Source organism: Amycolatopsis vancoresmycina (assembly GCF_000716785.1).
GTDB lineage: Bacteria > Actinomycetota > Actinomycetes > Mycobacteriales > Pseudonocardiaceae > Amycolatopsis > Amycolatopsis vancoresmycina.
In genome coordinates this window covers 458,274-481,465 of sequence record NZ_JNYY01000008.1, presented here as the reverse complement: position 1 = coordinate 481,465, position 23,192 = coordinate 458,274, and the positions used below count along the sequence as shown (strand labels likewise).

Annotated in this window: 16 protein-coding genes; 7 read left to right on the top strand and 9 right to left on the bottom strand. The window is 71.1% G+C overall.

From position 1 onward, the window contains the following. Positions 1-334: 334 nt before the first annotated feature. A complete protein-coding gene (locus tag OO60_RS22010) occupies positions 335-1,120 on the bottom strand; it encodes an SDR family oxidoreductase (RefSeq protein ID WP_003081025.1) in 786 nt (261 codons plus the stop codon). Positions 1,121-1,421: 301 nt separating this feature from the next. On the opposite strand from OO60_RS22010, the gene gltB reads away from it, so the two are divergent. The 5 genes from gltB (at position 1,422) to OO60_RS21985 (ending at position 13,287) form a co-directional block, all read left to right on the top strand. Beyond that, the gene (gene gltB, locus OO60_RS22005) at positions 1,422-5,975 is read left to right on the top strand and encodes a glutamate synthase large subunit (protein ID WP_003081027.1); all 4,554 of its coding nucleotides are present in this window, start codon (positions 1,422-1,424) and stop codon (positions 5,973-5,975) included. Continuing rightward, entirely contained in the window at positions 5,968-7,476 is a 1,509-nt protein-coding gene (locus OO60_RS22000) for a glutamate synthase subunit beta (RefSeq protein ID WP_003081033.1), read from the top strand. Before gltB ends, OO60_RS22000 begins: the two co-directional genes overlap by 8 nt. A gap of 74 nt (positions 7,477-7,550) precedes the next feature. Further along, the gene (locus tag OO60_RS21995; RefSeq protein ID WP_003081037.1) at positions 7,551-10,796 is read left to right on the top strand and encodes a hypothetical protein; all 3,246 of its coding nucleotides are present in this window, start codon (positions 7,551-7,553) and stop codon (positions 10,794-10,796) included. A gap of 113 nt (positions 10,797-10,909) precedes the next feature. Further along, on the top strand, positions 10,910-11,791 hold the full coding sequence (locus OO60_RS21990) for a trypsin-like serine peptidase (protein ID WP_003081040.1): 882 nt from the start codon (positions 10,910-10,912) through the stop codon (positions 11,789-11,791). An 83-nt stretch (positions 11,792-11,874) separates the two neighbouring features. Beyond that, on the top strand, positions 11,875-13,287 hold the full coding sequence (locus OO60_RS21985) for an alpha/beta hydrolase (RefSeq protein ID WP_033261964.1): 1,413 nt from the start codon (positions 11,875-11,877) through the stop codon (positions 13,285-13,287). On the opposite strand, the gene OO60_RS21980 is transcribed toward OO60_RS21985, so the two are convergent. Continuing rightward, positions 13,271-13,867, bottom strand: coding sequence for a phosphatase PAP2 family protein (locus OO60_RS21980; RefSeq protein ID WP_003081046.1), 597 nt, complete (start codon positions 13,865-13,867; stop codon positions 13,271-13,273). The genes OO60_RS21985 and OO60_RS21980 overlap by 17 nt on opposite strands. Before the next feature lie 24 nt (positions 13,868-13,891). Here OO60_RS21980 and OO60_RS21975 point away from each other — a divergent pair, with 24 nt between their 5' ends. Beyond that, positions 13,892-15,283, top strand: coding sequence for a class II 3-deoxy-7-phosphoheptulonate synthase (locus OO60_RS21975; RefSeq protein ID WP_003081049.1), 1,392 nt, complete (start codon positions 13,892-13,894; stop codon positions 15,281-15,283). Here OO60_RS21975 and OO60_RS21970 read toward each other — a convergent pair. Next, the gene (locus OO60_RS21970; RefSeq protein ID WP_033261963.1) at positions 15,280-15,846 is read right to left on the bottom strand and encodes a response regulator transcription factor; all 567 of its coding nucleotides are present in this window, start codon (positions 15,844-15,846) and stop codon (positions 15,280-15,282) included. The two genes, OO60_RS21975 and OO60_RS21970, sit on opposite strands and share 4 nt — an antisense overlap. Beyond that, a complete protein-coding gene (locus OO60_RS21965; protein ID WP_033261962.1) occupies positions 15,843-16,241 on the bottom strand; it encodes a nuclear transport factor 2 family protein in 399 nt (132 codons plus the stop codon). Before OO60_RS21965 ends, OO60_RS21970 begins: the two co-directional genes overlap by 4 nt. Positions 16,242-16,311: 70 nt before the next feature. On the opposite strand from OO60_RS21965, the gene OO60_RS21960 reads away from it, so the two are divergent. Next, entirely contained in the window at positions 16,312-16,989 is a 678-nt protein-coding gene (locus tag OO60_RS21960) for a TetR/AcrR family transcriptional regulator (protein WP_156081315.1), read from the top strand. Here the strand turns inward: OO60_RS21960 and OO60_RS21955 are convergent. The 5 genes from OO60_RS21955 to pknB all read right to left on the bottom strand — a co-directional run bounded on the left by OO60_RS21955 (position 16,902) and on the right by pknB (position 23,155). After that, positions 16,902-18,215 carry a wax ester/triacylglycerol synthase family O-acyltransferase gene (locus tag OO60_RS21955; RefSeq protein WP_081911240.1) on the bottom strand — a complete coding sequence of 438 codons (1,314 nt, stop codon included), beginning with the start codon at positions 18,213-18,215 and terminating at the stop codon, positions 16,902-16,904. The genes OO60_RS21960 and OO60_RS21955 overlap by 88 nt on opposite strands. Before the next feature lie 187 nt (positions 18,216-18,402). Beyond that, positions 18,403-19,104 carry a hypothetical protein gene (locus tag OO60_RS21950; RefSeq protein WP_003100778.1) on the bottom strand — a complete coding sequence of 234 codons (702 nt, stop codon included), beginning with the start codon at positions 19,102-19,104 and terminating at the stop codon, positions 18,403-18,405. Between the two features lie 138 nt (positions 19,105-19,242). After that, positions 19,243-20,748, bottom strand: coding sequence for an SPFH domain-containing protein (locus OO60_RS21945; protein WP_003100781.1), 1,506 nt, complete (start codon positions 20,746-20,748; stop codon positions 19,243-19,245). 200 nt (positions 20,749-20,948) lie between these two features. After that, complete coding sequence (locus OO60_RS21940; protein WP_003100783.1) at positions 20,949-21,158, bottom strand: hypothetical protein; 210 nt, start codon at positions 21,156-21,158, stop codon at positions 20,949-20,951. Next, the gene (gene pknB / locus OO60_RS21935) at positions 21,155-23,155 is read right to left on the bottom strand and encodes a Stk1 family PASTA domain-containing Ser/Thr kinase (RefSeq protein ID WP_003100785.1); all 2,001 of its coding nucleotides are present in this window, start codon (positions 23,153-23,155) and stop codon (positions 21,155-21,157) included. The genes OO60_RS21940 and pknB overlap by 4 nt, the downstream gene beginning before the upstream one ends. Between the last annotated feature and the right edge of the window lie 37 nt (positions 23,156-23,192).

Here is a 23,192-nt window from a genome sequence, read left to right as displayed (position 1 = left end):
CTGTCTCGGTATCCCGAAGAGGCGCTGTGGCGGCCGACGGCTGTCGTCGACAGATCGACAGAAGACTTTCAGTCGATCCAGTGCTCCACCCGAGGTCAACGGCCGCTTCATCTGCTCGGACCGAGCTCGGAGTGGGTCTTTCCCGCCTCCTTCCCTCACTGCTCGGGCTACCTGCCGCGCCGATGGTCGCGTGACTTTTAGTAACGATTACGTAACCGGCTGAGGCATCGCGATCGGCATGGATGCGCCGAACGGGTGGGTCGAGTGCATTGGTGGCCGGCCAAGAATACTGAGAATGGCGTTTGTCGTTGTGAGCTCTGACCAGGTGGCCTGCTCAGAGATCCGGCAGGCCCAGCTCCAGGTTCGGCGTCTGCAGCCCGCCGTCGACCTCGAGGATCTTGCCGGTGATGTACCCGCCGGCGCGGGACGCCAGGAAGACCACGGTGGCCGCGATGTCCTCGGCTTCGCCGATCTTCCGCAGCGGCGTCGCGGACTCCATCTTCTCCTTCAGCTCCGGGTTGCCCACCACGATCTCCAGCGCCGACGTCGCCACCGAGCCCACCGAGATGGCGTTGACGCGTACGCGAGGGGCCAGGTCCGCCGCGGCCAGGCGCGTGTAGTGCGCCAGAGCCGCTTTCGCCGTGCCGTACGCCGCGAAGCCGCGGCCCGCGACCCGGCCCATCACCGACGAGATGTTGACCACCGAGCCGCCCGTCTCCACCAGGGACGGTGCCGCCGCCACCGTCAGGGCGTGGGCCGTCGCCACGTTGAAGCGGAACGCCTCCTCCATGAACTCCACCGTGCTCTCCAGCAACGGGCGCGGGTACGTGCCGCCGACGTTGTTGACCACCAGGTCGAGCCGGCCGAACTCCGACACCGCCGTCGCCGCCAGCGCTGCCGCCGCGTCCGGGGAAGACAGGTCCACCGGCACCGGGACGGCCCGGCGGCCGGCGTCGGCCACGAGCGCGGCGACGTCCTTGAGCTGGGACTCGGTGCGGGACGCGATCACGACGTCAGCGCCCGCTTCGGCGAGGGCGACGGCGGTGGCCGCGCCGATTCCGCGTCCGGCGCCGGTGACCACCGCGACCTGGCCGGTGAGCTTGAACCGATCGAGGATCATGCGGCGAAATGTAACACGTTCTAGTGACCGCCGACACAGCGCGCCGATCAGGTCACGTTAGACTTGACCGGAGTTTCCGGGCCGTATACTTAGCGGACCGAACTACCGGGAACCCATCAGGAACTATGTCGTTCCGCGCAGCCAGATCGTTACCGTCCGCCGCCGTCCGGGGCGCTCTGAAGTGCTGCTGGCGTGTTTCCCAGGTGTTAAAGTCGCGCTAACAAGCGGGCCATCGTCGTCCCGTGCGCTCCCCGGCCGGTAGCCCGGCCCCGCACGACAAGACGACGAAGGAGGTCCCTTCATGATCTTCTCCGCCATTCCCGGCAAGCAGGGTCTCTACGATCCGGAGACCGAACAGGACTCCTGCGGTGTGGCCATGGTGGCCGACATCCGCGGGCGCCGTTCCCACGGCATCGTCACCGACGGCCTGGCCGCGCTGACCAACCTCGACCACCGCGGCGCCGCGGGCGCCGAACCCACCAGCGGCGACGGCGCCGGCATCCTGCTGCAGCTGCCCGACACGCTGCTGCGCGCCGAAGCCGGCTTCACGCTGCCCGAACCCGGTGAACAAGGCCACCACACCTACGCCGCCGGCATCGCTTTCCTGCCCCAGGACGCCGAGGAGCGCCGCAAGGCGATCGGGCTGGCCGAACGCATCGCCGTCGAAGAGGGCCTGGAGGTCCTCGGCTGGCGCGAGGTCCCGGTCGACGCCGACCGGGCCGACATCGGCCCGACCGCCCGCTCGGTCATGCCGCACTTCGCCATGCTTTTCGTCACCGCCGACGGAAAATCCGGCCTGGAGCTGGACAGGCTCGCGTTCTGCCTGCGCAAGCGCGTCGAGCACGAGAGCGTCACCGCCGGCTGCGGCACGTACTTCCCGTCCCTGTCCTCCCGGACGCTCGTCTACAAGGGCATGGTGACGCCGGAGCAGCTGCCCGCGTTCTTCGCCGACCTGCGCGACGAACGGCTGGAAAGCGCCATCGCGCTGGTCCACTCCCGCTTCTCCACCAACACCTTCCCGTCGTGGCCGCTCGCCCACCCGTTCCGGTTCGTCGCCCACAACGGTGAAATCAACACCATCCGCGGCAACCGCAACCGCATGCGGGCCCGCGAGGCGCTGCTCGAATCGGACGTCCTCACCGGCGACCTGTCCCGGCTGTTCCCGATCTGCTCGCCGGACGCGTCGGACTCGGCGTCGTTCGACGAGGTCCTGGAGCTGCTGCACCTGGGCGGCCGGTCGCTGCCGCACGCGGTGCTGATGATGATCCCGGAGGCGTGGGAGAACCACGCCACCATGAAGCCCGAGCGCCGCGCGTTCTACCAGTTCCACGCGAGCCTGATGGAACCGTGGGACGGCCCGGCGTGCGTCACCTTCACCGACGGCAGCCTGGTCGGGGCGGTGCTGGACCGCAACGGCCTGCGCCCGGCGCGCTGGTGGCGCACGGCCGACGACCGCGTGGTCCTGGCCAGCGAGGCCGGTGTCCTGGACGTCGCCGCGAAGGACGTCGTCGCCAAGGGACGGCTCAAGCCCGGCAAGATGTTCCTGGTCGACACCGAGGCCGGCCGGATCGTGGACGACGAAGAAGTCAAGTCCGCGCTGGCCGCCGAGCTGCCCTACGACTCCTGGCTGCACGCGGGCCTGTTGAAGATCGCCGAGCTGCCCGACCGCGACCACGTCGTGCAGAGCCACGACTCCGTGCTGCGCCGCCAGCTTTCCTTCGGCTACACCGAAGAAGAGCTCAAGATCCTGCTCGCGCCGATGGCCGAGAAGGGCGCGGAGCCGATCGGCTCGATGGGGTCGGACACCCCGCCCGCGGTGCTGTCGCAACGATCTCGCCTGCTCTACGACTACTTCAAGCAGAACTTCGCCCAGGTCACCAACCCGCCGCTGGACGCGATCCGCGAAGAGCTCGTCACCTGCATGGCGCGGATCATGGGCCCGGAGCGCAACCTGCTGGCCCCGGGGCCGGCGTCCTGCCGCCATCTCAAGCTGCCGTACCCGGTCATCGACAACGACGAGCTCGCGAAACTCATCCACATCAACGACGACGGCGACCTGCCGGGCTTCGCGTGCAGTGTCCTTTCCGGACTGTACGAAGTGGATGGTGGCGCGGAGGCGCTGGCTGGTGCGATCGAGCGCGTCCGGCGTGAAGCGTCCGAGGCCATCGCGGCCGGCGCGCGCACGCTGGTGCTGTCCGACCGCGACTCCGACCACCGGATGGCGCCGATCCCGTCGCTGCTGCTCGTGTCGGCGGTCCACCACCACCTGGTCCGCACCAAGGAACGCCTGCGCGTCGCGCTGGTCGTCGAATCCGGCGACGCGCGCGAGGTGCACCACATCGCGCTGCTGCTCGGCTACGGCGCCGCCGCGGTCAACCCGTACCTGGCCTTCGAAACCATCGAAGACATGATCGGGCAGGGCGCGGTCACCGGCATCGAGCCGGCCAAGGCGATCCGCAACTACGTGCAGGCGCTGGTCAAGGGCGTCCTGAAGATCATGTCCAAGATGGGCATCTCCACGGTCGGCGCCTACACCGCCGCCCAGGTCTTCGAATCCCTCGGCCTGAGCCAGGACCTGCTCGACGAGTACTTCACCGGGACGTCGTCGAAGCTCGGCGGCGTCGGCCTCGAGGTGCTCGCCGAAGAGGTCGCGACGCGCCACCGCCGCGCGTACCCGGACAACCCCACCGATCGGGTCCACCGTGGACTCGAGACCGGCGGCGAGTACGCCTACCGCCGCGAGGGCGAGCTGCACCTGTTCACGCCGGAGACGGTGTTCCTGCTGCAGCACGCGTCCAAGACCGGCCGCGACGAGGTGTACCGCAAGTACACCGACGAGGTGCACCGCCTCTACCGCGAAGGTGGCACGCTGCGCGGCCTCTTCTCGTTCAAGGACGGCGTCCGTGAGCCGGTGCCGCTGGACGAGGTCGAGCCCGCCGAAGCGATCTTCAAGCGCTTCAACACCGGCGCGATGTCGTACGGCTCGATTTCGGCCGAGGCGCACGAAACCCTGGCCATCGCGATGAACCGGATCGGCGGCCGGTCCAACACCGGCGAGGGCGGCGAAGACCCCGAGCGGCTCTACGACCCCGAGCGCCGCAGCGCGATCAAGCAGGTCGCGTCGGGCCGCTTCGGCGTCACCAGCGAATACCTGGTGAACGCCGACGACATCCAGATCAAGATGGCGCAGGGCGCGAAGCCCGGCGAGGGCGGCCAGCTGCCGCCGAACAAGGTGTACCCGTGGATCGCGCGGACCCGGCACTCGACGCCGGGTGTCGGCCTCATTTCCCCGCCGCCGCACCACGACATCTACTCCATCGAGGACCTGGCCCAGCTGATCCACGACCTCAAGAACGCCAACGAGCACGCCCGCATCCACGTGAAGCTGGTGTCCTCGCTGGGCGTCGGCACGGTCGCGGCGGGCGTGTCCAAGGCGCACGCGGACGTCGTGCTCATCTCCGGGCACGACGGCGGCACCGGCGCGTCCCCGATGAACTCGCTCAAGCACGCGGGCACGCCGTGGGAGATCGGCCTCGCCGAGACCCAGCAGACGTTGCTGCTCAACGGGTTGCGCGACCGGATCACCGTGCAGGTGGACGGCGCCATGAAGACCGGGCGGGACGTCGTGATCGCGGCGCTGCTCGGCGCCGAGGAGTACGGCTTCGCGACGGCGCCGCTCGTCGTCGCGGGCTGCATCATGATGCGCGTCTGCCACCTCGACACCTGCCCGGTCGGCGTCGCCACGCAGAGCCCGGAGCTCCGCAAGCGCTACACCGGTCAGGTCGAGCACGTGGTGAACTTCTTCAAGTTCGTCGCCGAAGAAGTCCGGGAAACCCTGGCGGCGCTGGGCTTCCGCACTCTCGACGAGGCCATCGGCCACGCCGAGCTGCTGAACACCGACGAGGCCGTCGACCACTGGAAAGCGTCCGGGTTGGACCTGGCGCCGATCTTCGAGATGCCGCAGGAGACCCCGTACGGCGGCGCGAAGCGGCGCACCCGGGGCCAGGACCACGGCCTCGAGCACGCTCTGGACCGCACGCTCATCCAGCTCGCCGAGGCGGCGCTGGAAGACGCGCACCACGTGAACATCGAGCTGCCGGTGCGCAACGTCAACCGGACCGTCGGCACGCTGCTCGGCTCGGAGATCACCCGCCGCTACGGCGGGGAAGGCCTGCCCGAGGACACGATCAACGTCACGCTCACCGGGTCGGCGGGCCAGTCGCTCGGCGCGTTCCTGCCGCGCGGCATCACCCTCGACATGGTCGGCGACGCGAACGACTACGTCGGCAAGGGTCTTTCCGGCGGCCGGATCGTCGTCCGCCCCGACCCGGAGGCGGCGTTCGCGGCCGAGGCGCAGACGATCGCGGGCAACACGATCGCCTACGGCGCCACCGGCGGCGAGATCTTCCTGCGCGGCCAGGTCGGCGAACGCTTCTGCGTCCGCAACTCCGGCGCCACGGTCGTCGCCGAAGGCGTCGGCGACCACGCCTTCGAGTACATGACCGGCGGCCGCGCGGTGGTCCTCGGCCCGACCGGGCGCAACCTGGCGGCCGGCATGTCCGGCGGCATCGCCTTCGTCCTCGACGTCGACGCGAAGAAGGTCAACCAGGACATGGTGGACCTGCTGCGGCCGACCGCGGACGACCTGGCGTGGCTGAAGAAAACCGTGCAGCAGCACTACGATCTCACCCGCTCCGCGGTGGCGGCCTCGCTGCTCGGCGACTGGCCGCGCCGCTCCGTGGCGTTCACCAAGGTGATGCCGCGCGACTACCAGCGGGTCCTGGACGCGGCGAAGGCGGCCCGTGCCGCCGGCCGCGACGTCGACGAAGCGATCATGGAGGCCGCTCGTGGCTGACCCGACCGGTTTCCTGAAGTTCGAGCGCGAAGAGCCGAAGAAGAAGTCCTACGAGGAAAGGCTTTCCTCGTGGGGCGAGGTCTACGCGGACGTCGACCCGGGCGAGCGCAACGAAAAGGTGCGCAAGCAGGCGTCGCGGTGCATGGACTGCGGCATCCCGTTCTGCCACTCCGGCGGCTCCGGTTGCCCGCTGGGCAACCTGATCCCGGAGTGGAACGACCTGGTCCGCCGCGGCGACTGGGCCGCGGCGAGCGACCGGCTGCACGCGACCAACAACTTCCCCGAGTTCACCGGGAAGCTGTGCCCGGCGCCGTGCGAGGCGGGCTGCGTGCTGTCGATTTCGCCGCTGTCGGGCGGCCCGGTGGCGATCAAGCGCGTCGAGCAGACGATCGCCGACCAGTCCTGGGAAGCGGGCTACGTCCAGCCGCAGGTGTCCGAAGTGTCCAGTGGCCGCCGCGTGGCGATCGTCGGCTCCGGTCCGGCCGGCCTCGCGGCGGCGCAGCAGCTGACCCGCGCCGGCCACGAGGTGACGGTGTTCGAGCGCGACGACCGCCTCGGCGGGCTGCTGCGCTACGGCATTCCCGAGTTCAAGATGGAGAAGAAGGTCCTCGACCGGCGCCTGGCGCAGCTGCGCAAGGAGGGCACCCGGTTCGTGACGGGCTGCGAGGTCGGCGTCGACCTGTCGGTGGAGGACCTGCGCGCGCAGTACGACGCGGTGGTCCTGGCGGTGGGTGCCCTGCGCGGCCGCGACGACACGACGACCCCGGGCCGCGAGCTGGCGGGCATCCACCTGGCGATGGAGCACCTGGTCCCGGCGAACAAGTTCGTCGAGGGCGACGGCCCGCCCGCAATCGACGCCCACGGCAAGCACGTGCTGATCATCGGCGGCGGCGACACGGGCGCGGATTCGTACGGAACGGCCACCCGCCAGGGCGCGCTGTCGGTGACGCAGCTCGACCAGTACCCGATGCCGCCCTCCGCCCGCGACGACGACCGGTCACCGTGGCCGACGTGGCCGTACATCCTGCGCACGTACCCGGCGCACGAGGAGTCGGGCGAGCGCAAGTTCGCGGTGGCGGTGCGCCGGTTCGTGGGGTCCGACGAGGGCCGCGTGACGGCGGTCGAGCTGCAGCAGGTCCGGGTGCAGAAGGACCCGGCCACCGGCCGCCGCGAGGTGATCCCGATCAACGATGAGGTCGAGACGCTCCCGGCGGACCTGGTCCTGCTGGCAATCGGCTTCGAGGGCGTGGAGCAGATGCCCCTGCTCGACGGCCTGGGACTGTCGTTGACCCGCCGCGGCACGCTCTCGTGCGGCGCGGACTGGCAGACGGAGACGCCGGGGGTGTTCGTGTGTGGTGACGCGCACCGGGGAGCATCGCTGGTGGTGTGGGCGATCGCGGAGGGCCGTTCGGTGGCCAACGCGGTGGACACGTACCTGACGGGCGCGTCGGACCTGCCGGCCCCGGTCCACCCGACGGCGCTGCCGCTCGCGGTCGTCTGATCCTCTGGCGTAACACCGGGCGTTCCCGCAGCGACGCCGGGGAGAGCCAGTGGACGTGACCGGGAGGATCGTCGATGACCCAGCCGGCGGAAACCGAGCCGACCAGGTTCGCGAACTCGGTTTCCGCCGGTGACGGCAGCACCGGCGACATCGTCCAGGTCGGGTACGTGGCGGGCGACTTCCACTACGGCGGAAGTGGCGCGGCGAAGTCGTGGTACCTGGGAAAAGTGCGCGAGCTCGCTCCGGACGAGCTCGTCGGCCGGGAGACCGAGCTGGCCGAGCTGAAACGGTTCTGCCTGGCTGACGACTCGCGGTCCTGCGCGTGGTGGCGGGCCGACGCCTGGAGCGGCAAGACCGCGCTCATGGCGTCGTTCGTGCTCGATCCGCCCGAGGAAGTCCGGCTGGTCGCCTTCTTCGTCCGGGCGGCGGACACCGAAGCCGACAGCCGAGCGGGCTTCCTGACCGAGGTCAACCTGCAGCTGGCCGAAGTACTGGGTATCCCGCTCCCGGAAAACACCGGCGCGTCGGGATTCCCGGGCTTGCTCGACGCGGCCGCGGAAGCCTGCGCACGCCGCGGTCAGCGGCTGATCCTGATCGTGGACGGGCTGGACGAGGACCGCGGAGCGGGGGACAACGACGGAGCCGGGAGCATCGCCGCCCTGCTGCCTCGCCGGCCCGCTCACGGCATGCGGATCATCGTCACGGGACGGCCGAACCCCGGCATCCCGCCGGCCCTGCACCCGGACCACCCCCTGCGTGATCCGGCGATCGTGCGAGAACTCGTTTCCTCGTCCGCGGCTTCCGCGGCCGAGCTGGCGCTGAAAGGAGACCTCGACCGCCTCCTCGGCGCGGAGGCGGACGAGGCCAGGGACGTGCTCGGGTTCCTGGTCACCGCCCGCGGCGGCCTGAGCCGGGACGACCTCGTCGAGCTGGCCGGACAGCGGGCGGATGCGGCGAACCGGATTCTGGACAGCGTCGAGGGGCGGGCGTTCAGCCGACGGCGTGCCCGGTGGCATCCCGGCCCGGAGGTCTACGTGCTGGCGCACGAGGGCCTGCAGGCCCGGGCGGCGGGCCGGTTCGGCCGAGATGGTTTGCAGACCTACCGAGATCGCCTGATGGCCTGGGCTGACGAGTATCGGGACCGAGGCTGGCCCGTGTCGACGCCGCAGTTCCTCCTGCTGGGTTATCCGCGGCTCCTGCAGGAGACCGGGCAGCTCCAGCGGCTCGTCGAGTGCGTCACGGACCTGGCGCGGCAGGAGCGGCTCCTGGCGGTCTCCGGTGGTGAAGCTGCGGCTCAGGCGGAGATCGCGGCCGCCCACGCGGAGGTCTCCACGTCGGCCCAGCCCGACGTGCTAGGTCTGCTCAAGCTGTCGATGCACCGCGATGACTTGGAAGCCCGGAACGCCCGGACCCCGGCGCGCTTGCCGGCGCTTTGGGCGCGGCTGGGCGAATTCGACCGTGCGGAGGCGCTCGCCCGTTCGATCTCGGAACCGGGCCGGCGGGCCGACGCGGTCTTCGCGCTGGTCGAAGTGCTGGTGCCGGCCGGGCAAGCCGACCGGGCCGAGCGGATCGTGGCCGAGGTCGTCGACGAAGCAGGGTTTCCGACCGTCACCCAGTGCCTTGTCACCGAGCTTGCTGCCACCGGTGATCTCCCGCGGGCCATGGCGTTGGCCGAAGCCATCCCGAATCCGGGCTGGCGCAGGCGGGCAGTGCTCGCGTTGTCGGCTCCGCGTCCGTTGACCGACGTGGCCTCGATGCTGGCCGCCGCCGACGAGATATCGGACACCAAAGCGAGGACCAATACGCGCTACTTCGTGGCTCGCAGGCTGATCGAGCAAGGAGAAGCAGCGCGGGCGGTCGCCGTCGCCGAAAACTTCGATCCTCCTCTTCGCGCCGGCGTGATCAAGCGAGCTGCGCGCCGGCTCCGGGACGACAGTAAACCGGAAGAGGCAGCTGACCTCGTTGCGTTGGCAGGCACGGCCGCGCCGGAGATCGAGTTCTCGCTGGAGCTGGAAGACCTGGCCCACGCCGACCTCGGACGCGCCAAGGAGAAAGTGTTCGGCCTCACTGACCCGACTCGACGTGAGCGGAACGTGGGCGACCTCATCGAGCTGGCCATCAGCCAGGACAGCGTCGACTTCGCGGAGTCGCTCCTCGAGTTCGTGTCACCCGTCAACGGCAGGCGTGGATTGTTCCTTGTTCTCGAGTCACTCGCTGCGCACAACGAAGCCGAGCGAGCGATGGAACTGCTCGCGAACAAATCCGAAGAGTGGCGGCCATACGCCCGTACGGAAATCCGCGCAGCTGCCATGACGGTGATCGCCGAAGGCCTGCTGAAGGCCGGCGACGCCTCGACGGCGGAGAATCTGGCATCGGATGCCGAATCAGTCGCCCGCAGCCTGGGCAACGAACACGGCTACAAACAATCCTTCCGGCGCGTCGCGGACTTCGTCGTAGCGGCAAACGATGTGCCTGCTGCCGAACGGTTCGCCCGGATCACCCTAGCCTCCGGGGTGGAGCGGCACATTTTTTCGGGGATCGCTGAGTTGCTGGCCGAGTCGGGTGATATGGAATTGGCCGAACACATGGGTCTGCGACTGGATAGCACTTTTTTGATGGCCAAGGTCATGGTTGCTCTGCTTCGTCGGCACCGTGTTGCCGGAGCGGAGGAAGAAGTGTGCCGCGTCGTCCAAGAATTCGGTGGCCGCGTGGCTGAAACTCCTCCTCGCGAATCTGAGATGCCACGAGTGGTCGAGGTCTACTGTGCCGCCGGTCTTCCGGGCCAAGCACTCGAGATCGCCCGAAACATCGAAGAACCTCATGCACGCAAGCGTGCTTGCGAGTCCGTTGTCAAAGAATTGTGCAAAGCAGGCCGGATTCAGGCGGCAGTCGAGATTGTGTGCAGCCAAGCCGGCGATGAAGCAGCCGCGTCCCGGCTGACGGAATCACTCGCCGAGGGAATGGGTGCCGCCGGGTACGTCGATGGCCTCGAGGTGCTTGCTGGTCTCGGCGTGCAGCAGCGCCCGAGGGAGGCTGTGATTTTCCTGGAACGATTGGCCGAGCACGACCTCGAACGGGCACTGCACCTTGCCGGTACTTCCCTCCAGCCGTTCTGGAGGAGTTCGGCTTTGGTGGCGATGGCCGGTCGCGTGGGGGAGCCCGCTCGATCACGCCTCCTCGCGGAAGTGGCGCAGTCGAACGATTGGCCGTCGGTCCTGCCCGCTCTCCGACCGGGCGAACATCCCGGCGTGGCCGAGGTCGTCGACCAGTTCATCCGCCTGCAGGAGGCCCGAGTGGGTCTCGAACTCGAGAACGGCTGACCGGACCGAGAGCGTTAGGCCGGACGGCGGCTGTGCTCTGTGTACACGGCCAACTACTTTCGAGTCGTTGTGTCGCCTTTGCGACGATTCACTTCTCCGGAAGGTGGGGCGTCTTGAAGCACACGAAAGCCGCGGTGGTCACCGCCATCCTCTCCCTCGCGCTCGCCCTGGTCGGCGCACCCGCCCAGGCCGCGACGAAACCCTTCTGGACGCCCGACGCCATGCGGGCGGCCGTCCCCATGGACTCCCTCGTCGCAGCTCCGAAGATCACGCCGAAAGACGTGGCCAAGGGGCCGAGCGCCGTCATCCGGAGCATCCCGAACGGCGGGGGCGCCTGGACCGGCGGCGGCAAGGTCACCCAGACCGCCGGGCGCGTCTTCTTCCTCTTCAACGGCCAGAAAGCGTCCTGCTCCGGGGACGCCGTCACCAGCGCCAACGGCAGCGTCGTCGTCACCGCCGGGCACTGCGTGAAGTACCAGGGCACCTGGCACACCCAGTGGGTCTTCGTCCCCGGCTACAACAACGGCAACGCCCCCTACGGCCAGTGGGCCGCGAAGACCACCCTCACCACGCCGCAGTGGGAAGCCGGTGAGGACATCAACTACGACGTCGGCATGGCCGTCGTCAGCCCGCTCAACTCGCAGCGGCTGACCGATGTCGTCGGTGCCCAGGGGATCGCCTTCAACCAGCCCAAGAACCAGAACATGTACACCTTCGGCTACCCCGCCGCCTCGCCCTACGACGGTACGAAGCTGATCTACTGCAGCGGCAGCACCTTCACCGACTTCCTGCTCACCAAGGACCACGGCATGAACTGCAACATGACCGGCGGCTCCAGCGGCGGCCCGTGGTTCCTGTCCTTCAACGAGGCCACCGGCACCGGCGTGCAGGCTTCGGTGAACAGCTTCGGCTACAACTTCCTGCCCGGCTACATGTTCGGCCCGTACTTCGGCGCCGACGCGCAGAACCTGTACAACCGCGCGCAAGCCGCGTGACCCCCGCGTCAGCCCGGGGGCGGAGGCGCAACCCCGGTCCCTGGGCTGACGTCGGCGGCGAGTGAACGGACCACGCTCGGGGCATGCGGAAAACCCTGATCGCGCTGGCCTTTCTGCCCCTGCTCGCGGCACCTCCGGCCGCGGCGGCGCCGAACCTGCACTGGACGACCCCCTGCCCGGACTACGGCATGTCGCCGTCGCCGACGGCGGGGCTCGAATGCGCCACCCTGCGCGTTCCGCTCGACTACGCGCACCCGGAACGCAGCATCGAGCTGACGATCTCCCGCCACGCGGCCGTCCCCGGCAAGAAGCGAGGGGTGCTGCTGATGAACCCCGGGGGGCCGGGCAGTCCCGGGCTCGCCATGCCCGCCCAGCTGCTGCAGCGGGTAGGCGGCTCCGGCCTGCCGGACGCCTACGACGTCATCGGCTTCGACCCCCGCGGCACCGGTTACAGCACGCCGGTGACGTGCGGCATGACGACGCCGGAGGAGCGCGGCGCGGTCCTCGGCCCGTACGCGGACGGGCCGCGGGACGTCGCCGCCACCGCCGCGAAAGCGCGTGCCGTGGCGGAGAAGTGCGGTCGTGCGTCCACAAGGGACCTGCTGCCGCACATGACGACCGCGAACACCGCCCGCGATCTCGACCGGATCCGGGAAGCGCTGGGGGAGTGGAAGATCTCCTACTACGGCGTCTCCTACGGCAGCTACCTCGGCGCCGCCTACGCGTCGATGTTCCCCGGCCGCACCGACCGGGTCGTGCTCGACAGCGTCCTCGGGCCGCGCGGCCTCGACGTGCGCGCCAACCAGCGGTTCGCCGAAGGGTTCGACGACCGCTTCCCGGACTTCGCCGCCTGGGCCGCCCAGCGCGACGACCGCTACCACCTGGGGCGGACGCCGGCGGCGGTGACGGTGAAGTTCTCCGAGCTCGCCGCCGTCCGCGGGCCGGAGTTCCGGTCGGACACCTGGAACGGGCTCTACGACGACGCGTTCTTCCCGGCACTGGCCCGGGAATGGGCCGGCACCGCGCGCGCCGCGGCCGGCCCGCTCGACGGCGACAACCGCGCCGCACTCCAGCTCCAGGTCATCTGCAACGACGCCGACTGGCCCGAGGCGGTCGGCTACTACCAGCGCGCGGTCGAGCGTGCACGGACGGCGCACCCGATGTTCGGCCCGGCCGCGGCGAACGTGAACCCGTGCGCGTTCTGGCCCGTCGAGCGCGCCGAGCCGCCGGTGCGCGTCGGCGGCCCCGGCCCGGCGAACGTCCTGCTGGTGCAGAACCGGCGCGACCCGGCGACCCCGCTGTCGGGCGCGCGCGAGACGCGGGCGGCGTTCGGCGCCCGGGCGCGGATGGTGACCGTCGACGCCGGCGGGCACGGCGTCTTCACCCGGGAAAACGCCTGCGGAAACGCCGCGGTGCTGGGCTACCTGCGTGACGGGGTCTTCCCCGCGGCGGACGGTTCCTGTCCCTCTCCGACCGGGGTCACGTCAACGCGGTGAGCAGCGCCCAGTAGCCGCCACCGCCGACCACGACCCCCATCAGCAGGCCGGCCAGCACCTCCGGGGTGGTGTGGTCGCGCAGCGCGACGCGGGACCACGCCACCCAGGCGACCGGCAGGGCCAGCAGCAGGGCCCACGGGCCGTACGTCAACGTGAGCACCACGACGGCGGCCGAAGCGACCGCGGCGTGCAGGGAGATCTTGAACTTCGCGCCGAACGTGATCGCCACCGCGACCACCAGGCTCGCCAGCATCGACGCGGCGAGGGCGATCAGCTGGGCGGGCGCGCCGCCGGCGAGCAGTACGGCGAACCCGAGGCCCAGAGACAGCCCGGCGACCAGCAGCGGGACCCGGCGACCGGCCCGGTTCGTCACGTGGTGGCCGTCCCACTTGCCGCGTTTCGCGCCGCGGACGATCACCGCCATCGGGATCAGCGAGCCGGTGACCGAGATGAGCAGTCCCCAGCCCAGCGCGGGGAGCGGCCGGTGCCCGGTGGCGGCCCAGGCGACGGCGAGGGGCAGCGTGAGGACCCACACCCAGGGGGCCAGGACCTCGGTGGCCAACCGGGCGAAGCGCAGCACGCGGCAAACCCTATCCTGGTCTTTGTGAACTGGACTGTGGACGTCCCCGTCGACACACTGCCCGAGCTGCCGCCGCTGCCGCCCGAACTGCGTGAGCGGCTCGACAAGGCGCTGGCGCTCCCGGCCGCGCAGCAGCCGGAGTGGCCCGACCCCGAGGCGACCCGGCGGGTCCGCGGCGTGCTCGAGAGCGTGCCGCCGATCACCGTCCCGGCCGAGATCGACCGGCTGAAGGGCCGGCTGGCCATGGTCGCCCGCGGCGAGGCATTCCTCCTGCAGGGCGGCGACTGCGCCGAGACGTTCGAGTCCAACACCGAGCCGCACATCCGGGCCAACCTGCGCACGCTGCTGCAGATGGCCGTCGTCCTCACCTACGGCGCCAGCCTGCCGGTGGTCAAGGTCGGCCGCATCGCGGGCCAGTACGCGAAGCCGCGCTCGGCCGCGACGGACGCGCTCGGCCTGCCGGTGTACCGCGGCGACATCATCAACTCCCTGGTCGCCAAGCCCGAGCTGCGCGTGCCGGACCCCGGCCGGATGATCCGCGCCTACGCGAACGCGGGCGCGGCGATGAACCTGGTCCGCGCCCTCACCGCCGCCGGCATGGCCGACCTGCACCAGGTGCACGACTGGAACAAGGACTTCGTGTCGGCTTCGCCGGCCGCGCAGCGCTTCGAGTCGCTGGCCAACGAAATCGACCGCGGCCTGCGGTTCATGTCGGCCTGCGGCGTCACCGACACGTCCCTGCAGTCGACCGAGATCTTCGCCAGCCACGAGGCACTGCTGCTCGACTACGAGCGTTCGATGCTGCGCCTGGACAACGCCGACGCGGCCAACCCGAAGCTCTACAACCTCTCGTCGCACTTCCTCTGGATCGGCGAGCGGACCCGCCAGCTGGACGGCGCGCACATCGCGTTCGCCGAGCTGCTGGCCAACCCGATCGGGTTGAAGATCGGCCCGACGACCACGCCGGAGCAGGCGCTGGAGTACGTCGAGCGGCTCGACCCGCGCAACGAACCGGGCCGGCTGACGCTCATCGCGCGGATGGGCAACGGCAAGGTCCGCGAGGTGCTGCCGTCGATCGTGGAGAAGGTCGAGGCGTCCGGGCACAAGGTCATCTGGCAGTGCGACCCGATGCACGGCAACACCCACGAGTCGTCCACCGGTTACAAGACCCGCCACTTCGACCGGATCGTCGACGAGGTCCAGGGCTTCTTCGAGGTGCACAACAAGCTGGGCACCTACCCGGGCGGCATCCACGTCGAGCTGACCGGCGAGGACGTCACCGAGTGCCTGGGCGGCGCCCAGGAGATTTCGGACGTCGACCTGTCCGGCCGCTACGAGACGGCCTGCGACCCGCGGCTGAACACCCAGCAGTCGCTGGAGCTGGCGTTCCTGGTCGCGGAGATGCTCCGCGGCTAGACCGGCGCCAACCCGGCCCGGCGGGCCAGGGTGATCGCCTCCGCGCGGCCCCTGGTCCCCAGCTTCACGCTGATCACCGACACGCGGTTGCGCACCGTCTTGGGCGCGATCCCGAGGCGGCGCGCGATCACCGCGTCGGTGATGCCGTCCGCGGCCAGGGCCAGGATCTCGCGGTCTCGTGGGCTGAGGTCGGGCAGCGGCGAGGGCGACAGCAGCAGCCGGGTGATCTGGTCCGCGACGCCGTCACCGAACACGGCGGCGCCGGCGGCGACGTTGCGCACCGCCCGCACGACGTCGGCCGGGCCGGCGCCGGTGGGCAGGAACCCGCGCACCCCGGCGCGCAGGGCGCCCGCGATCGCGGCGTCGTCCGGCGCGGTGAGCGCCAGGACCGGCACCCCGGCCCGGGCCGCCACGTCCGCGCCCAGCGCGAGGTCCAGCACCAGGACGTCCGGCCGGTGGCGGCGCACGGCCTCGATCGCTCCGGCCCCGGTGCCCGCCGTGGCCACCACCGTGATGCCGGCGGTGGCCAGGGGGCAGGCTCCGGCCAGGACGACGGTGGTCATGGGCCGACCGGGAGCGGCGGGCCCTGCCAGACGTTCTCGCGGCTGATCCGGCCGTCGCGGAACTCGCAGACGTGCAGCAGCCGGAACGTCACCCGCTGCCCGGCCGGCGCACCCGGGAACCCCTCGCCGGTCAGGCAGGTGACCTGGGCTTCGTCGACGAGGAAGCTGTCGCCGTACAACCGCGAAACCGGCTCGATCCGCTCGTCCAGCATCGCCCCGAACAGGAACCGGTAGCGGTCGCGGATCGCGTCGGGATCCCGCAGCTGCTCCACGGGGAATCCGACCGCGTCGTGCACGGCGCCTTCGCCGAGCGTCTCGAGGATCGCGTCGAGGTCGTGCGCCGCTTCCGCCGCGAAATGTGCTCCGAGGACTTTGTCCATCTCTTCCGGTGTCATGTGCCTCCCCCTCCTGTGATGATGCTATCGTCATGAGAAACTGTTCTCATGTCAAGGAGATTTTCCCACGATGAGCCGCGACAACCAGAAACAGCGCACCCGGACGGCGCTGCTCGACGCCGCGGCGGCGCTGGTCCGGGAGGGGCGGCCGATGACGGTGGCCAACGTGGCCGAAGCCGCGATGGTGTCCACCGCGACGGCCTACCGGTACTTCCCGAACCCGCAGTCGCTGTGGGCCGGCCTGGCCACGCGCTCGGCCGACGAGGTCCACCTCGGCGAGCTGATCGAAGGCGCCGGGGACGACCCGGCGCAGCGGATCGACGTGGTGATCCGGTACGCCGCGGACATGCAGTTCGGCGACGAGGCGTACTGGCGCGCCCTGGTCCGCGCGAACCTCGACCGGTGGTTCTCCCAGGGCGGCACGTCGGTGGAGGCGCCGGTCCGCGGCGAGCAGCGGATCCGCATGACGCGGCAGGTCCTCGAGCCGCTCGAAGGCAAGCTGCCGCCCGAGGAGCACCGCCGGCTGACGAACGCGCTGATGCTCGTCTACGGCGTCGAGGCGCTGATCGTCACCCGGGACGCCTGCCACCTCGAGCCGGACGAGGCCGCCGAGGTGATGAGCTGGGCCGCGCAGGCGCTGATCCGCGCGGCCACCGGAAGTCAGGAAGCGTCGAGCAGCCGGGCCGCCGACTTGAGCACCGCGTCCCGCAGCGAGCCGACGTCCGGCACCGCCTCGCCGTTGACCTGAAGACCGATGTGGACGGAGTCGCGGTAGGCCGCGACCGCGATGCCGACCGCGTGGCGCGGGGCCAGCGGCACGAACGGGTAGACCTCCGCCAGCCGGGCGCCGTCGAGGGACAGCCGCGCGGGCGGCAGCGGCACCGTCGTGATCACCAGGTCGAACAGCATCGGCGCGGCCAGGCCCGCGGTGCGCGTGCCGAGCCGGTGCAGCAGCGGCGGGACGCGGCCGGCGAGCAGCGGCAGCGCACCGGCGCCCCGGCTCGGCCCTGCCGCCTTGTTGCGGGCCATCGCCCGGCGGACCACGCGCAGCCGCTCGACCGGGTCGTCCTCGCCGACCGGCAGGTCGCACAGGTACCCCGAAAGCTTGTTGCCGCCGAGCTGCTCGGCCGCGCGCCCGCGCACGCTCACCGGGATCAGCGCGCGCAGCGTGCGGCCGTCCGCGCGCTGGCCGCGGTTCACCAGCCACTCGCGCAGCGCGCCCGAAAGCACCGCCAGCACGACGTCGTTGGTGGTGCCGCCGTGCGCGCGGCGCACCCGGCGCAACTCGGTCAGGGGCAGCCGCACGAACCCGAGCCGCCGCTGGGCGGACTGCGGGGCCGACACCGGCGACAGCGGCGGGCGCGCGGCCCGCACCACCGACGACGCGATCCCGGCGGTCTCGTTCGCCTGGTCCCACACCGTGCCCAGCGCGTCCTTCACCGTGTCCAAAGTGGAGCGCGGGGCCGGGATCGGGCGGTCCGGCGCGGCGGCCCGCTCCGGCAGCTCGACGCCGTCGAGCAGCCCGGCCGCGACCGCGTACGCCCCGGCGCCGTCGGTCAGCGCGTGGTGCAGTTTCAGCAGCAGCGCGAACTTCCCGTCCGGCAGCCCGGTGACCAGGGTCAGGTGCCACAGCGGCCGGGAGGTGTCGAGCGGCTCGGCGATCCACTGTGACGCGTATGCGGCCAGGGGATCCGGGTCGTACAGCGAACTGAGCGCCACGTGCTCGACGTGCTCGGCCGCGGCGAACTGCGGATCGTCGGCCCAGCGGGCCGAGCCCGGCGGGAACAGCTCCGCGCGCGCCCGCTGGCGCAGCTTCGGCAGGCGCGCGGCCCGCTGCGCGAGCAGCGCCGTCAACGCGGCCGGGTCGACCGGTCCGCGGGCCGTGAAGGTGACGACCGCCCCCATGTGCATCGGGGAGGTTTCGCTTTCCAGGCAAAGGAAAGCGACGTCGAGTGCGCTGAGCGAGCCTGCCATGGGGCGACCTTTCCGGGTTCGCGGGGGGCGCACGGCCACGTGCGTCGGAAGGGGTTGGACCCACTGCACCAGCCCGACATGACGGCCGGGTGGTCGAAGTGTTTCCACGACGCTAACTACCCACCCCGTTCATCCATTCGAGAGACCCCGGGCCGCGGTGCCCGGGCTCACAGATCAAGAAAAAGATTCATTCGCCCGGAGCAGGCGCGGGTGCTTCCGCCTGGGCCACCGACGGCCCCCAATCGGGGGTGAGCGCGACCTGCTTGCCGACGCGGCGCACCGGCAGGCCGTTCACCTGCCGCTTGCCGAGCCCCGGCCAGATTTCCGCGGCGTCCTTCGCCGCGGCCCGGATCGCGCCGCCGTCCAGGGTGGTCCGGCTCTCCGGGATGTCCCGGTCGGTCCACTGCACGACCAGCTTCAGCGGGCCGGCCGGGGGCAGCGGCCACAGGAAGATCTCGTGTTCGACGGCGAACCGCGTGCCGCCCACCGGCTGGGCGCGCAGCACCGGGGCCTCCGGTTCGGACGCGGACGGCACCGAGATCGTCTCGGAGCTCGCCCGGCTGCCGTCGGCGAAGAGCACGCCGATGAGCAGCCCGTTGTAGTCGGGCTTGCGCCGGTGGTCGATCAGCCCCTCGGCGGGGTCGTCGACCAGGCTGTCCCGGGAGTACACCGTGACGCGCAGTGTCAGCGCCTCCGGCCACACCTCGATGGCCCGCAGCGCGACCACCGTGCGCTCGGAGCGGCCCAGCGGCTGCGCCCACGGCAGCACCGCCGGGACGATGTGCTCGCGCGGGGGATCGGTCCAGTGCCGTCCGTTGAACGCGTAGAGCTCCTGCTCCGGAACGGGGAACAGGGGACGCTCACGGGGACCGCCGGTGAAGAAGCTCATCGGACGGCCCGCGACGCACGGTCCGGCACCATGGGCCCACGGTAGGACAAGAGAGCGGGAATTTCCGCCCCCGAACGGGGGTACGGCCCCCGCGGCCCGTGATCCGGGACACAGAGGCCGTACACGCAGGGTGACGGATCAGTCGCTGAGCTTCAGCTCGCCGTTGCGCCGGGCGGGCTCGTCGAGCTCCGGCTCGGGCGGCTTGCCCATGGCGTCCATCAGCTGCCGGGCCAGGCCGAGGCCGGTCCCGCCGAGCGACAGCGCCTTGGCGAACATGTCCGACATGCCGTCGGCGCCGTTGAGCACGACCATGTGGTCGACGTTGCCGAACGCGCTCGCGCCCGCCTCGACGATCTCCGGCCAGCGCTCGGCCAGCTGCTGCGCGACGACGGCTTCCTGGTTCTCCGCCAGCGCCGCGGCGCGCGCCTTGATCGCGTCCGCCTCGGCGAGACCCTTCGCGCGGGCCGCCTCGGCTTCGGCGAGACCACGCGCCTTCGCGGCTTCGGCTTCCGCGAGACCACGGGCCTTGGCCGCGGCGGCCTCGGCCTCACCGGTCGCCCGGGTCGCGCCGGCCATCGCCTCGGCACGCGCCTTCGTCGCCTGGGCCTCGGCCTCGGCGGCCGTCTTGACGCGGGTGGCGTCCGCCGCGGCCCGCAGCTCGGTCTCCTTCGCCTCGGCCTGGGCCTTGGCGATCGAGGCGTCACGGGCGGCGTCGGCCGTGGTCCGCGTGTCGTACGCCTTCGCATCGGCCGGCTTGCGGACCTGCGACTGCAGCCGCTGCTCGGCCAGCGCGGCTTCGAGCTCGGCGGCCCGGGTCTCCTGGACGACGACCTCCTGGCGCGCGGTGGCCTCGGCCAGCGGCCCGGACTGCGACGCCTTCGCCCGCGCCTGGTCGACTTCGGCCTGGTAACCGGCCTGCTGGATCTGGCTCTCGCGCACGGCGGCGGCCTTCTTCGCGGCGGAGACCTGCTCGACTTCGGCGGCCTCCTGGTCCCGCTGCGCCTCGGCGATCCGGGCGGAGGCGGCGATCGCGGCGGCGTGCGGCTTGCCCAGGTTGTTGATGTAGCCGGACTCGTCGTCGATCTCCTGGATCTGCAGCGAGTCGACGATCAGGCCGAGCTTGATCATCTCGGTGGCCGAGGACTGGCGCACCTCGCCGGTGAGCGCGTCCCGGTTGTGGATCATCTCCTCGATGGTCAGCCCGCCGACGATCGAGCGCAGGTGGCCGGAGAAGAGCTCGTGGATCGTGTCGTTCATGCCCTTCTGCTGGTCGAGGAACCGGCGGGCGGCGTTGGCGATGGAGGCGTAGTCGTCCCCGACCTTGTAGATGACGACGGCCCGCACGGTGACCGGCAGCCCCTGCTTGGTGACGCAGGAAACCTGCAGGTTGACGCCGCGGGTGTCGAGCGACAGCCGCCGCGCGGTCTGGAACCCGGGAATGACGTTCACCCCGCGCCCGGTGATGATCTTGAAGCCCAGGCTGTCCGCGGTCTCCGCCCGGTCGACGCGCACGCCGAGCCCGGAGATGATCAGCGCCTCGTTCGGTTCGGCGACCTTGTACAGCAGCCGCAGGATCCCGAAGACGACGATCAAGACGGCGATGACGCCACCGGCCGAGACCAGCAGGATTTCGACGAGACTCATGGCACCGACCCCCTCGCTTTTCTGTTGTGGGTGTGTTGGTGCCTCTTCGACGCCGTCAGCGGCTCAGTGGTTGCCGTCGGTGGACCAGAATTCGCGGCCACCGGGAAGTGTGCAGCGGCGCGGCGGAGTGTCGCGAATGACTCATTCGGGACGTCCGAGGTCCCGAATGAGTCATTCGCGGCACTGGGCGGGAGGCGCGCTCAGCGGCTCAGGGGTTGCCACCGTTCCACGTAAACCGTCCGCGGCGGTTCGAAGTCCACCACCAGCACCTGCGTCCCCGAGGTGAACGTCTCCTCCGGGTCCGCCGGGTACGCGTAGAACGCCTCCGTGCCGCCGCGGACGTTGAGCAGTACCTCGCCGATGAGGCCGGGGCCGATCGTGCCCGTCACGCGGCCTCGGCTGCCGATCATCCCCCGAAGCCCTTCAGCTTGACCTTGCTGCCCTTCTGCACGAACGTGCCCGGCTGCGGGTCCTGCTGGAAGACGAAGTCGAACCCGCCGCCGTTGCCGTGACCGCGGCCGCCGTCGCGGTCGGCCTTCAGGCCAGCCTGCTCCAGGATCTTCTGGGCGTCGTCGAACGAGCGGAACCGGACGTCCGGCACCTGGACGGCGTTGTTGACGAACACGCCGATCCGCTTGGCCTTCGGCTGCGCGTTGGCCGGCGGGTCGGTGCGGGTGACCGCGCCGCCCGGGACGTCCTGCCGGAACTCCTCGCCCGCCTGGAACGGCTCGAACCCGGCCTGCTGCAGCAGGCCGAACGCCTCGTCCTTGGACCGGCCGGTGACGTCCGGGACCGGCGGCAGCGGGATCGGGCCCTTCGACACGATGATCGTGACCTGGCCGCCGATGGTCAGCTGGCTGCCCGCCGACGGCGACGTGCGGATGACGGCGCCCTGCGGGACGTCGGCGTCGAAGTCGTCGGTCCCGCGGACCGGGGTCAGCTGGGCCGCCTTGATCGCCTGCTCGGCGTCGGGCAGCGCGGTGCCGGGGCGGACGTCCGGCACCGCCGGGCGGCCCTTCGACAGCACCACCGACACCGTCGCGTTCGGCGACAGCGTCGTGCCCTCCGCCGGGTCGGCGCGCAGCACGGTGTTCGACGGGACCGTGTTGTCGTACTCCTGGCTGAACTGCGGGTTCAGCTTCACCGCGCGCAGCGCGTCGCCGGCCGCGGCCTGGTTCAGGCCGACCAGGTGCGGCACCCGCGCGCTCTTGTCCCCGCCGGTGTCGGTGAGGATGAACGCGAACGCCCCGATCAGCGCGCCGAGCAGCAGCACCCCGGCGGCGATCCCCAGGAGCAGCTTCCGGTTGCCCGCGGGATTCTTTTCCGGCTCCGGCCGGCTGCGCCGCCGGGGTGGCGGCGGGGTGAGCGTCGGCGGCGCGACCTGGCTCAGCGCCCGCGTCGCGTTCGGGCGGTGCACCGGCATGGTCTGCTGGGTGTCCGGCACCTGCGGGATCCGCGGCAGCGTGCGCTCGGTGTCGGCGAGGTCGCCCTGGCCGTGGGACACCGGGATCGGCACGGTCACCGGCAGCAGGCCCAGCTGGGCGCGCACGGCGGTCAGCTCGGTCAGGAACTCGCCGGCGTCGGCCGGGCGCAGCTGCGGGTCACGCCGGGTCGCGCGCACGATCAGGTCGTCGAGGGCCGGCGGCAGGTCCGGGCGCAGCTCGCTCGGGCGCGGCACGTCGTCGTTCACGTGCCGGTACGCCACCGAGATCGCCGTGTCGCCGGTGTAGGGCACCTGGCCGGTCAGCATTTCGTACAGCAGGATCCCGGCCGAGTAGACGTCGCCGCGCGCGGACGCCGCGCCGGTGGCGACCTGCTCGGGGGAGAGGTAGGCGACCGTGCCGAGGATGACGCTCGAGGAGGTCGTGCCCGCGCTCGCCACGGCCCGCACCAGGCCGAAGTCCGCGACCTTCACCGCCCCGCCGGTCTGCTGCCCCACCCGGCCGATCAGCACGTTCTCCGGCTTGACGTCCCGGTGCACCAGCCCGGACCGGTGCGCGGCGGCCAGCGCCGACAGCACGGGTTCGGCCACGCTCAGGGCCAGCGCGACGTCCAGCGGGCCGCGGTCGTCCAGCAGGTCACGCAGGGTGCCGCCGTCGACCAGCTCCATCACCAGGAACGCCAGCCCCGACTCCGCACCCTGCGGCAGGTCGAAGCCCTGGTCGTGCACCGCCACGACGTGCGGGTGGTGCAGCTGCGCCGCGGACTGCGCCTCCCGCACGAACCGGTCCACGAACGACCGGTCGTCCGCGAAGCGCGGGTCCATGATCTTGATCGCGACCGGACGGTCCAGCCGGGTGTCCGTCCCCCGGTAGACGGAAGACATTCCGCCGTGGGCGAGCAGCCGGTCCACCCGGTAGCGCCGCTCCAGGAGCGTGCCGACCAGGCTGGGTTGGGTGCGTGTCACGAGTATGGATCGTACGGAATCGCGCACGCCCCGTGGA

What these genes read in the sequence shown, in the direction of transcription:
- OO60_RS22010 (WP_003081025.1), bottom strand. Translation starts at nt 1,120, where the DNA reads ATGATCCTCGATCGGTTCAAGCTCACCGGCCAGGTCGCGGTGGTCACC.
- OO60_RS21985 (WP_033261964.1), top strand. Translation starts at nt 11,875, where the DNA reads ATGCGGAAAACCCTGATCGCGCTGGCCTTTCTGCCCCTGCTCGCGGCA.
- OO60_RS21965 (WP_033261962.1), bottom strand. Translation starts at nt 16,241, where the DNA reads ATGACACCGGAAGAGATGGACAAAGTCCTCGGAGCACATTTCGCGGCG.
- OO60_RS21995 (WP_003081037.1), top strand. Translation starts at nt 7,551, where the DNA reads ATGACCCAGCCGGCGGAAACCGAGCCGACCAGGTTCGCGAACTCGGTT.
- OO60_RS21955 (WP_081911240.1), bottom strand. Translation starts at nt 18,215, where the DNA reads ATGGCAGGCTCGCTCAGCGCACTCGACGTCGCTTTCCTTTGCCTGGAA.
- OO60_RS21945 (WP_003100781.1), bottom strand. Translation starts at nt 20,748, where the DNA reads ATGAGTCTCGTCGAAATCCTGCTGGTCTCGGCCGGTGGCGTCATCGCC.
- gltB (WP_003081027.1), top strand. Translation starts at nt 1,422, where the DNA reads ATGATCTTCTCCGCCATTCCCGGCAAGCAGGGTCTCTACGATCCGGAG.
- OO60_RS21940 (WP_003100783.1), bottom strand. Translation starts at nt 21,158, where the DNA reads ATGATCGGCAGCCGAGGCCGCGTGACGGGCACGATCGGCCCCGGCCTC.
- OO60_RS21970 (WP_033261963.1), bottom strand. Translation starts at nt 15,846, where the DNA reads ATGACCACCGTCGTCCTGGCCGGAGCCTGCCCCCTGGCCACCGCCGGC.
- OO60_RS21960 (WP_156081315.1), top strand. Translation starts at nt 16,312, where the DNA reads ATGAGCCGCGACAACCAGAAACAGCGCACCCGGACGGCGCTGCTCGAC.
- OO60_RS21950 (WP_003100778.1), bottom strand. Translation starts at nt 19,104, where the DNA reads ATGAGCTTCTTCACCGGCGGTCCCCGTGAGCGTCCCCTGTTCCCCGTT.